Annotated in this window: 9 protein-coding genes; 1 reads left to right on the top strand and 8 read right to left on the bottom strand. The window is 57.5% G+C overall.

Features of this window, described 5'->3' with window-relative positions:
- Positions 1-193 precede the first annotated feature (193 nt).
- The 8 genes from L3X40_RS19645 to L3X40_RS19680 form a co-directional block, all read right to left on the bottom strand.
- Positions 194-358 carry a helix-turn-helix domain-containing protein gene (locus L3X40_RS19645; protein ID WP_237367094.1) on the bottom strand — a complete coding sequence of 55 codons (165 nt, stop codon included), beginning with the start codon at positions 356-358 and terminating at the stop codon, positions 194-196.
- A 140-nt stretch (positions 359-498) separates the two neighbouring features.
- Positions 499-1533 (bottom strand): 4-hydroxy-2-oxovalerate aldolase, encoded by a 1035-nt coding sequence (gene dmpG / locus L3X40_RS19650; RefSeq protein ID WP_237367095.1) that lies wholly within the window; start codon positions 1531-1533, stop codon positions 499-501.
- Positions 1530-2474 carry an acetaldehyde dehydrogenase (acetylating) gene (locus L3X40_RS19655; protein WP_272908057.1) on the bottom strand — a complete coding sequence of 315 codons (945 nt, stop codon included), beginning with the start codon at positions 2472-2474 and terminating at the stop codon, positions 1530-1532. Before L3X40_RS19655 ends, dmpG begins: the two co-directional genes overlap by 4 nt.
- Positions 2471-3256 carry a 2-keto-4-pentenoate hydratase gene (locus L3X40_RS19660; protein WP_237367096.1) on the bottom strand — a complete coding sequence of 262 codons (786 nt, stop codon included), beginning with the start codon at positions 3254-3256 and terminating at the stop codon, positions 2471-2473. Before L3X40_RS19660 ends, L3X40_RS19655 begins: the two co-directional genes overlap by 4 nt.
- Positions 3257-3600: 344 nt before the next feature.
- Positions 3601-4806 (bottom strand): CaiB/BaiF CoA transferase family protein, encoded by a 1206-nt coding sequence (locus L3X40_RS19665; protein WP_237367097.1) that lies wholly within the window; start codon positions 4804-4806, stop codon positions 3601-3603.
- 693 nt (positions 4807-5499) lie between these two features.
- Positions 5500-6726: an aromatic ring-hydroxylating oxygenase subunit alpha gene (locus L3X40_RS19670; RefSeq protein ID WP_237367098.1), complete on the bottom strand. Its 1227-nt coding sequence runs from the start codon at positions 6724-6726 to the stop codon at positions 5500-5502.
- A 56-nt stretch (positions 6727-6782) separates the two neighbouring features.
- Complete coding sequence (locus L3X40_RS19675) at positions 6783-7532, bottom strand: SDR family NAD(P)-dependent oxidoreductase (RefSeq protein WP_237367099.1); 750 nt, start codon at positions 7530-7532, stop codon at positions 6783-6785.
- 247 nt (positions 7533-7779) lie between these two features.
- Complete coding sequence (locus L3X40_RS19680) at positions 7780-8520, bottom strand: IclR family transcriptional regulator (RefSeq protein ID WP_237367100.1); 741 nt, start codon at positions 8518-8520, stop codon at positions 7780-7782.
- A 311-nt stretch (positions 8521-8831) separates the two neighbouring features.
- On the opposite strand from L3X40_RS19680, the gene L3X40_RS19685 reads away from it, so the two are divergent.
- The gene (locus L3X40_RS19685) at positions 8832-9617 is read left to right on the top strand and encodes a TonB-dependent receptor plug domain-containing protein (protein WP_237367101.1); all 786 of its coding nucleotides are present in this window, start codon (positions 8832-8834) and stop codon (positions 9615-9617) included.
- The last annotated feature ends 2 nt before the right edge of the window (positions 9618-9619 follow it).

The raw sequence follows: 9619 nt of genomic DNA on the forward strand, positions 1-9619 counted from the left end.
TATTCCCCGAGGCAACGGCTGAAGCCTCTTCCCGACTGAAGTCGGGGGGTTTCCTCCAAAAAGCGGGACACTAAATCAATTACGCAATGTCCCCCAGTTTGCGGGCGACAGCGACGCGGGCGCATTTCATCCCTTTCGCTTCCGCCATACGCTTGCCCCACACCATAAAGGCGCCCCTCGAGATCGGCGTCCGTCATCTGAGCGACAGCCCCGACCAGGCGAACCGCCTCAGCGTGTCGCGGACCGTCGTAGGTCCAACCCCGACCCGCTCGCCAACCACCCGTGTCGAAAGCCCTGCATCCAGGCTCAAACGCAAAATCTCGCGCACATGGCGCATCGCAACCCTTCTCGTCGGCATCCATTTCCTCCCGGTCGGTATCGGCGGATCTTCATCTCACGGAAACTCCATAGAACTTGGGGAACCCGACCCCGTTTTCAAAAAATTCGGCGCAACGATCGGCGGAGTACCCACCCAATATCTCGGCAACTACGCGTACATCATTTTCCGGCCGCCGAGCGTGCGAGGTCCAGCGCCACGTCCACGATCATGTCTTCCTGTCCCCCGACCAATCTACGGCGGCCAACTTCCATAAGGATTGAACGGGTATCGAGACCATGATCCGCTGCGGCTTTCTCGGCGTGACGCAGGAAGGATGAATAGACTCCCGCATGACCCAAGGTGAGCGTCTCGCGATCAACCCGAACCGGTCTGTCCTGGAGGGGCCGGACGAGGCTCTCGGCTGCATCCATCAGAGCATTGAGATCGCACCCGTGCTGCCAGCCATACGAGTCGGCCACGGCAATGAAGACCTCGAGCGGAGCATTGCCGGCTCCAGCGCCCATTCCCGCAAGGCTTCCATCAACTCGCACTGCCCCATTCTCCACCGCCACGATCGAGTTTGCGACGCCAAGCGACAGATTATGATGAGCGTGGACGCCGCGTTGCGTCTCCGGCTTCAGAACACGCGCGTAAGCCTGCAGGCGAGCAGCATATTGTTGCATGTTCATTGCGCCGCCGCTGTCGGTGACGTACACGCAATGCGCGCCGTATTCTTCCATCAGTTTCGCCTGTCCGGCGAGCGCTCCGGGTTCCAACATATGGCTCATCATCAGAAAGCCTGATACGTCCATACCCAACCTTCGCGCAGCTTCGATATGCTGCTTCGATACGTCGGCTTCAGTGCAATGCGTGGCAACACGAACCGAGCGAACACCCAGGTCATAAGCAAGTTTGAGATCGTTCACGGTACCGATGCCGGGGAGCAGCAGCGTCGTCAGGACGGCGTGATCCAGAACCTCAGCGACCGCGCCGATCCACTCCCAGTCCGTATGGGCGCCGAAGCCGTAGTTGAAACTCGAGCCACTCAGTCCGTCGCCATGCGCGACCTCGATCGCGTCTACTTTGGCGGCATCCAGTGCCTTGGCGATCTCCCGGACGTGATCGAGACCATATTGATGGCGGATCGCGTGCATCCCGTCACGCAGAGTCACGTCTTGGATGTAAAGCTTGGTCCACGTTGGATCGAGACTCATACTGCGACTCCTTGTCGAAGCCGCAGCGCTATCTTTTCGCCCGTCTTCATGGCTGCAGAAGTCATGATATCGAGATTGCCGGCATAGGACGGAAGGTAATGCGCGGCTCCTTCGACTTCGAGAAAGATGGAAACCTTAAGGCCGGTGAACTCGCCATCCATCTCGGGAATTCTTAGCGGTCGGTTCGATCCGATATGTTCGAACTGCACCACTTGCTTGAGGCGGTACCCCGGCACATAGGTCCGGACCTCAGCGACCATGTCCTCGACCGATTGCCGGATTGCTCCCCTATCACCATCCTCACAAAGACAATACACCGTGTCGCGCATGATGAGAGGCGGCTCGGCTGGATTGAGGACGATGATCGCCTTTCCTCTGCGCGCACCACCGATCTTTGCGATTGCTTGCGACGTGGTTTCCGTGAATTCGTCGATATTGGCCCGCGTTCCAGGGCCGGCACTTGCCGAGGCAATTGAGGCTACGATCTCCGCATAGTGAACCCTAGCCACCCGATTCACGGCATGAACGATGGGGATGGTGGCCTGCCCACCGCAGGTCACCATGTTGACGTTTTCAGCGTCGAGATTATCGTCTCCGTTGACCGGAGGAACTGTGTACGGACCGATCGCCGCGGGCGTAAGGTCGATCATCCTCTTGCCTGCCCCAAGGACGATCTCACTATTGCGTCGATGTGCGCCGGCGCTGGTGGCATCGAACACGATCTTGATGTCGGCAAACTGGGCCATGGCAACCAGCCCGTGGATCCCTTCATGTGTCGTTGCAACACCTAGCCGGGATGCACATGCAAGACCGTCAGACTGAGGATCGATGCCGACCATCACGCACATTTCCAGCGTGTCGGAGAGCCGGATGATCTTCATCATCAAGTCTGTGCCGATATTTCCCGAGCCGATAATGGCAACCTTCGTCTTATCTGTCACACGGGGTCTCCAAAGGTGAAACCGCACTCGCCGATACCCTCGACCGAAGCCCGTACTCGGTCGCTTTGCGACAAGGTCACCATCGGGCCAAGCGCTCCTGCAAGGAGGATATCGCCCTTCAAAAGGGGCTGACCACGCTGGCTGAGAGTTCGCGCCAGCCAGGCAGCCGCGTTGAGGGGGTTACCCAGCGCTGCCCTCCCCACGCCCGTTGAGGAGACTTCGTCATTGACCAGCATTGTCATCTGCACGCTCTCGAGTTCGAGCCCCTCAAGCGCATGTCCGTCTTCAGAAAGAACGAAGAAGGCCGAGGATCCGTTATCTGCCACTGTGTCGGCGAAGGTAATTTTCCAATCCGCGATCCTGCTATCGACTATCTCGATCGCCGCATGCACGGATGCGACGGCGGCAGCGGCCTGCTCAGGTGTCGTTTCGGGATCGGCGAGGTCGTCCCCCAGCACGAAGGCGATTTCCGCCTCGACCTTGGGCTGGATCGTCCGCGTGGGATCGAGAGTGCCGCCGTTGGCAATGCGCATGTCCTCAAACAGCACCCCGAAGTCCGGCTGATCAACCCCGAGCTGCTTTTGCACGGCTTCTGCCGTGAGGCCGACCTTGCGTCCGACAACTCGGCGTCCTTGTTTTTGCCAAAAGCGCGTGTTGATCTCCTGAACAGCGTAAGCGCCTTCCGCGTCAATGGGGTCAAGAAAATCTCGCAGCGGCGCGATGACTTTGCCGCTGTAGGCGTCGCGCAACATCTGCGCCGCTTGCTCATGAGTACTTTTCATAATTGTTTCCGTCCGACGTGTGACCCTACCGCTTTTTACGGATATTAATAGAGTCACAGCAATGGCTCTCCATCCGCTACTCCCACCTTGTGATAGACAGGCGCGGACAATTTCGAATGTGATTGAGGCGAGTGGAGGCGGGAGGATCTAACTCCCAAGAATAATGGGCACTTGCTGCCCAAGCGGGAAGTATATCTTCATCCTTGAAGATTGTCGAAGAAGGGCCGCGGATCATGTGCCTGATCGAACAGATCGAGGTCGGCGCGGTCAGGGTCCGCCACGCGTGTCTGCGCCCGCGTGGACCCGAGCGGATCCGAACCGCTGGTGGTATTCCCCCCCTGACGTCATCCCCCCACGGCCCCGGCCTTCCGAAGCGAAGCGATCTCCTCAGCATGGAAGCCTGCCTCTTCCAAAACCTCGAGGCTGTGCGCGCCGAGCCGGGGACCGGGATTGCCGATCTCCCCGGGCGTAACCGAGAAATCGGTCGGGATGCCCGGAAAGCGCACCATCCCATGCTCCGTCTCCCGCCGCACCCAGAAACCGGCTTCCTCCAGATGATCATCGTGGAGCAGGTCGGTCAGGCTTCGGAGCGGCATTGCAGGCAGCTGGGCCGCGCGGAAGACCTCCATCCACTCGTCCGTCGTCCGCCTCTCGATGAGCGCGGAGACGCGGCCAAGCACGGCGCGGATATTCTCGGTTCGGCAGCGGATGTTCGCGAACATCGGATCCTTCGACCATTCCGGGTTGCCGATCACGTCGAAGAAAGCGCGCCAATGCTTGTCGGTGTAGATCATGACCGCGATGTAGCCGTCCCTCGTCCGGTAGGGCTGGCGTTCAGTGGCGACGATGCGGGGATATTCGGGTGGGCCAATCGGTGGCTCGAACAGAGAGCCGCCCAGGTGTTCGGTCATCGCAAACGAGACCATTGTCTCGAACATGGGAACTTCGATCTCCTGTCCTACCCCCGTCCTTTCGCGCGCATAGAGGGCGGCGAGGACGGCATAAGCGGCGGTGAGGCCAGCAACCTTGTCGGCCACTACCGTGGCGAGATAGGTAGGAGTTCCACCGCTGAGGCGCGCCTGCAGATCGGCAAGCCCGGAGACCGCTTGGATGATGTCATCATAAGCAGGGTAATTGGCGTAGCGGCCCCGCCGACCAAAGCCGTAGAGATTGGCGTAGACGAGACGCGGATTAGCTTCCGCCATTGCCGCATAAGCTAGGCCCAGACGCCGGATTGCCTGCGCCCGCATCGAATGGATGAAGATATCCGCCTGGCGGCACAGGCGCAGCAGCACCTGCCTGGCGGCGAGCTGTTTCAGGTCGAGCACGAGGCTGCGCTTGCCTCGGTTCAAGTTCATGAACATGCCACCGCAGTCCGGCGTCGGGCCGGGCGGCAAATAGCGGGTCGTATCCCCTTCGGGGCTTTCAACCTTGATGACGTCGGCGCCGAGATCGGCAAAAATTTGCGTAGTATAGGGACCCATCAGCACGCTCGTCAGGTCGATGACCTTAAGGCCTGCTAAAGGCCCGCGGCCTTTGCTCCGGCTCATTCCGCCGGCGCTCCGGCAGCGCTTAGGTCGGCTTTCCTCTCGAAGAGCATCGCGCCTGCAGATGAGACGAGACGTAAGCCCCGGTCCTCTACCAGCGTTACCTGAGGTAAGGCTCGGCGCTCTGTTGCGCGCTCAGGTACTGCCGCTGCCATCACGATCTGCAGCCGGTAGCCCCCTTCTTCTCCACGCATACAAGGTGCAGCTGGAATTATCCTATCTTCCACACAATCCTGCTGCGGGCGATTCGAAGCGGCATGATGCATTCGGCTTGAGTCTTTCGTGACGCGGGCGGCGCAGAACCTGCCGCACGATCTGCGGCTCAGCATTGTCGAGCACTGGCTCGATCGTCTCCTCGTCGACCAGAAATTCGGAGACCGGGGGTGGTTTCGTCGACGGCGCACCGGAACGGGCGGAGGCGCTTCTCCTAGAGTTCGCCCATGGTCGACTGCATGCGCCCGGTCATTTTTTAAATGATGGAGCATAGCGCCGTGAGACAAGCCGGCGTCGGCCGCGACCTTCGTAGTTGTCGTGTCGGAATAGCCAAATTGACGAGGCAGCGGATCGTCGCCTCCCTTAACGGAGTGCGAGTCTGTGCGCGTTTTGGGTGCCGGCTGAGTTAGCTCCACAGCCCGAGGAGACACGAAGCTTTTTAGAATGGGTCTTGCCATGTATGAAGTAGGCCGCTCAGCGCCATCAGCTCGAAAATGCATCGCGGCCCCCGTCGCTCGCGGGGCTGTCCTCGCTTGCCAGGCGCTTGTTAACCTGATGATGAAGATACGCGACCCGCGCTTCGCTTCGGCTGAGCGGAAATTCATCTATGACACCTGAGGAAATGCTTTGCTGCACATGCTCGAAGGCGAACAGATCTTGTAGAAACGTATCACGAACGAGGGAGAGATAATATTCTTGTGCGAACCGTTCGCCGGCATTTCGGGGCGCGCGCTCATACCGCCGATACTCGAACACAGACTTTGTCGCGGAGACGGGCCAAAACCACCAAACGTTGTAGCTGTTCGGATGGGCCTGGATAAGGAAGTTCGGGAACAGCATCACACTGTCCAGCGCCCAGTGGTCGTCCTGGGTGGGATTCAGATTCTTGCCGATGCTGAACGGCTGGGGCGGGAGGCTGCCGGCGACATTCGGTCCACCCAAAATCTTCCCAATTGGCGGATGCCGGGGTGACGGATTGCTCGTGATCGAACAGACGCAATGGGGCTCCCACCACCGATGCCAGCCCAACCGGCCGAAACGATTGTCCGGCGCCAGAAATGAGTCTGCTACCGTAGTCCGATGGGAAAACGCAAAATGATATTGTTCGAGAAAGCCATCGAAGCAAATTTTCCAGTTGGCTTCGACATCAGATTTGAAAGACCACGTGACGTTGAGCTCCTGAAAGTCGAAACTGTCGAAAAACCCGTATAAGTCTCCCAGGTACTCCTTGAGCGACGTGGTGATTTCATTCCCAAGATGGACGAAGACGAAGCCGTTCCACGTGTCGACGTGAACAGGGATAAGCCCCAGTTGGGCCTTGTCCAAATCAACGAAGGATTCCTCATCGGGGACCCCTCGCAGGTTACCATCGCAATCGTAGGTCCAGCCGTGAAACGTGCAGGTGAAAGTCCGGGCCCGCCCTGCTGCCGCGCAGGCGATCTTGTTTCCGCGATGCCTGCATATGTTGCGAAAACCCTTGATCCCATCCTTCGTATTAACGACCAGGATAGAGGCGTTTCCAAAAGGAAGATCCTTGCTGATATAGCTTCCGATTTCGGGAAGCTCCTGTGTTCTCCCAAGCAGTATCCAATTATTTACAAAGCATCGATCAAGCTCTTTTCTGAAGTATTCCGGAGATTTCATCGACTCTGACGAAATCTCAAGAGGAAAGGCGGGGTCACCTTCGGTCAATTTCTTTTCCTTCTGCATTTCTTCTCTCCAATCCGATGCTCTCAGTCTGAGTGAGCGTTGCTGTTGTTTCGGATTCAGTAGGAGACCGTCCTCCCTCCATCCAAGACCATAACTGAGCCGGTGACGAAGCCAGATTCATCGGAACCCAGAAAAACCGCGGCGGATGCGATATCGTCGGGCTGGCCGATCCTGTTCAGCATTAAACGGGACTTGGTGGCGGCAAAGTATTCCTTGTTGTCAAGCAGCGACCGTATTGCAGGAGTCTCGATGATTCCGGGGCAGATCGCGTTTGCTCGTATGCCGCTGCGGCCGAAATCCACCGCTACGGAGCGGGTCAGTTGGATTACGCCGCCCTTCGCAGCGGAATAGGCGGCGAAGCGCGGAACTCCGCTGATGCCGGCCGTCGACGAGGTATTGATGATAGAGCCAGAGCCTTGCGCGACCATGGCAGGAAGAACGGCCTTGCAACCCAGAAAGGCCCCCTTGAGCGTCGTCGCGAACTCGTCGTCCCAATCCTCTTCGCTGGTCTGCAGAACGTTCTTGCCGTAGATGATGCGCGCGGCGTTGTTGTGGAGGATATCGATCCTTCCGTATCGCTCAAGAACCTCAGCAACGACTTCCGACCAGTGATCCGCCCGCGATACGTCGGCGTACCGGAACGTCGCGTCGCCGCCTTTGGCTCTAATTGCATCCTGTGTCTGTCTGCCGCTCTCCTCGTTGAGGTCGAGGATGAACACCGCACAGCCCTCGGCGGCGAATCGGGTTGCGACCCCCTGACCGATTCCGGACGCCGCTCCGGTGATTATCGCAACTTTTCCGCTCAACCGCATAAATCCTGCTCCCATTTGATCACTCAACTCAAGCGCTCATGCTTTTGGCACTACAACAGGTGCGCCGACTCACGTCGTGGCAATCGTCTCGCGTCTCGTGGCTGGTGCTGAGCTTAATCCGGGGTTCCCCGTTTGGAAAGCGCCCTGCCTGCGACCGGTCTCATATTGCGATAGAAGCCGCGCGGCAGCCTTCCGAAAAGCAAGTCAACATTTTTTGGCGATGGAACGCCGGGTGATCCAACTATGCAAGACATCGGAAAAGAAGCGACCGTAAGATTTGTGCACATTTGCGAAGCTGGGCCGAATGTAAGTTCAATTCCGCCTCGTTGAATGCCGGTCCCTTCTTGGCGATAGACACCGCTAAAAAAAGTGGATCGTCGGTGATCCCTATCGCAAGGCAGCGCAGTTGATCGTCCACTTCGCAATCATCGATGGCTAAGCCGCCCTGCTTGATCCTACACAGTTCGTCCTTAAGTCTGTCTGGATCCGTAATCGTTCTCTCGGTCAACTCATAGAACGTCCCGGAATTGAGATACTCCTGCAATAGGTTATTGGACAGCCCAGCGAGCAAGGCCTTACCAATTGCGGAGCAATAGGCTTCGAGTTGCATTCCCTCGCGCGTGAGCAGGCTGTCCTCGGTACTGGGTACTTTGACGATATAAGTAACCATCCAATCCTCGAGAGTGCCCAGGTGAACCGTGTGGCCCGTCTGACGTGAGAGTTCCTGCAAGACCGGACGGCATGCAGCTGCGGCCACCTCCGTCATCGACGCGTGCCAACCGAGCCTACGCAGTGCCTTCCCCGGCACGTAGTACCCTCGCTGACCGCTCTCCAGAAGGTCGTGCTTCTTCAGGGCAGCGAGGATTCGATATGCGGTCGGAGCGGGAAGCCCCCGCTCTGCGCTGACCACGGAAAACGGGCGACGGCCCCGATCCTCGACGACCGCCGTCAGGAGCGAAAGCGATTTGTCGAGCGATGCCATTGGCCGAGAGTTTTGCATAACCCCTCCTATCATAATATGATATTATATTAGTGGCGCTCATTGGTGCAAGCAACCCTCTTATACTATTCTCAATTTTGGGATTACATTGTGAAGGACCTAGAGACCCTCCAAACTTCGGTTATCATGGTCCGGGGCAAAGGCGGGAATGAATGGGTACGTGGTGCAGATTGGGCGCGCACCGAGCTTCAATCGGATCGTCGCACAGTTCATAAAGACCGGACTTAAGACCTAAACCGAAAAAACATAGGAACCTCAAGTTCTGATTCACAAGGCCATCGGGGAGGAAGGTTATGAGGAATATCAGAATTTTAATGCTGCTTAGCTCAGCTACGCTAGTGCAGCCCGAAAAAGCATTCGCGGAGGAGAGTCCAACGGTAGCCAAGTTTATTGGCACGCAAGGTGATGAGATGAGTTCTGGCCCAAAACTTGGCACTGAACCTCCTCCAGCACCCCTACCTGAACCCATCAATCAGGAGCCTGGAAGTTCCAACGAGGCCGATTCGGGGGCGAACGAAGGGACTCAAAGGATCATTGTGGTAACCGCCCAACGCCGCAATCAAAATACGATCGACGTTCCTATATCGGTTTCTGCTTTGGACGATCGAATGATCGAGGCTGCGGGGTTGACGAGCTTCAGGGACTTACCGGCTATAGCACCGGGAACGAATATAGCTGCGGTTGGCGGGTATATTCAGCCTACGATACGCGGAATAACAACTACAGTTATCGGCATTGGCCAAGAAAGCAATGTTGCCACATATGTGGACGGATTTTATCAGCCAAATCCGCTTGCTCTCAACCGGAACATTCAAAACATAGAAAGCATTCAGATACTGAAAGGGCCTCAGGGCACACTCTTTGGTCGGAACGCCACAGGTGGCGCAATTCTGATCAAAACGCGAGATCCTTCGTTCGCCCCTTCTGGCACGATTGGAGTAAGTTATGGGCGGTATAACGAATTGATAGCCGACGCTTACTTCACTCACGGTATAGGTGATCGTTGGCCTGCTGCCGGTTTGATGGACACCGAGATAAGTTCATTCAGGCTACCCCAGCTTCACGTTCGAAGTCGATAGGA

It is taken from the genome of Rhizorhapis sp. SPR117 (assembly GCF_021742065.1).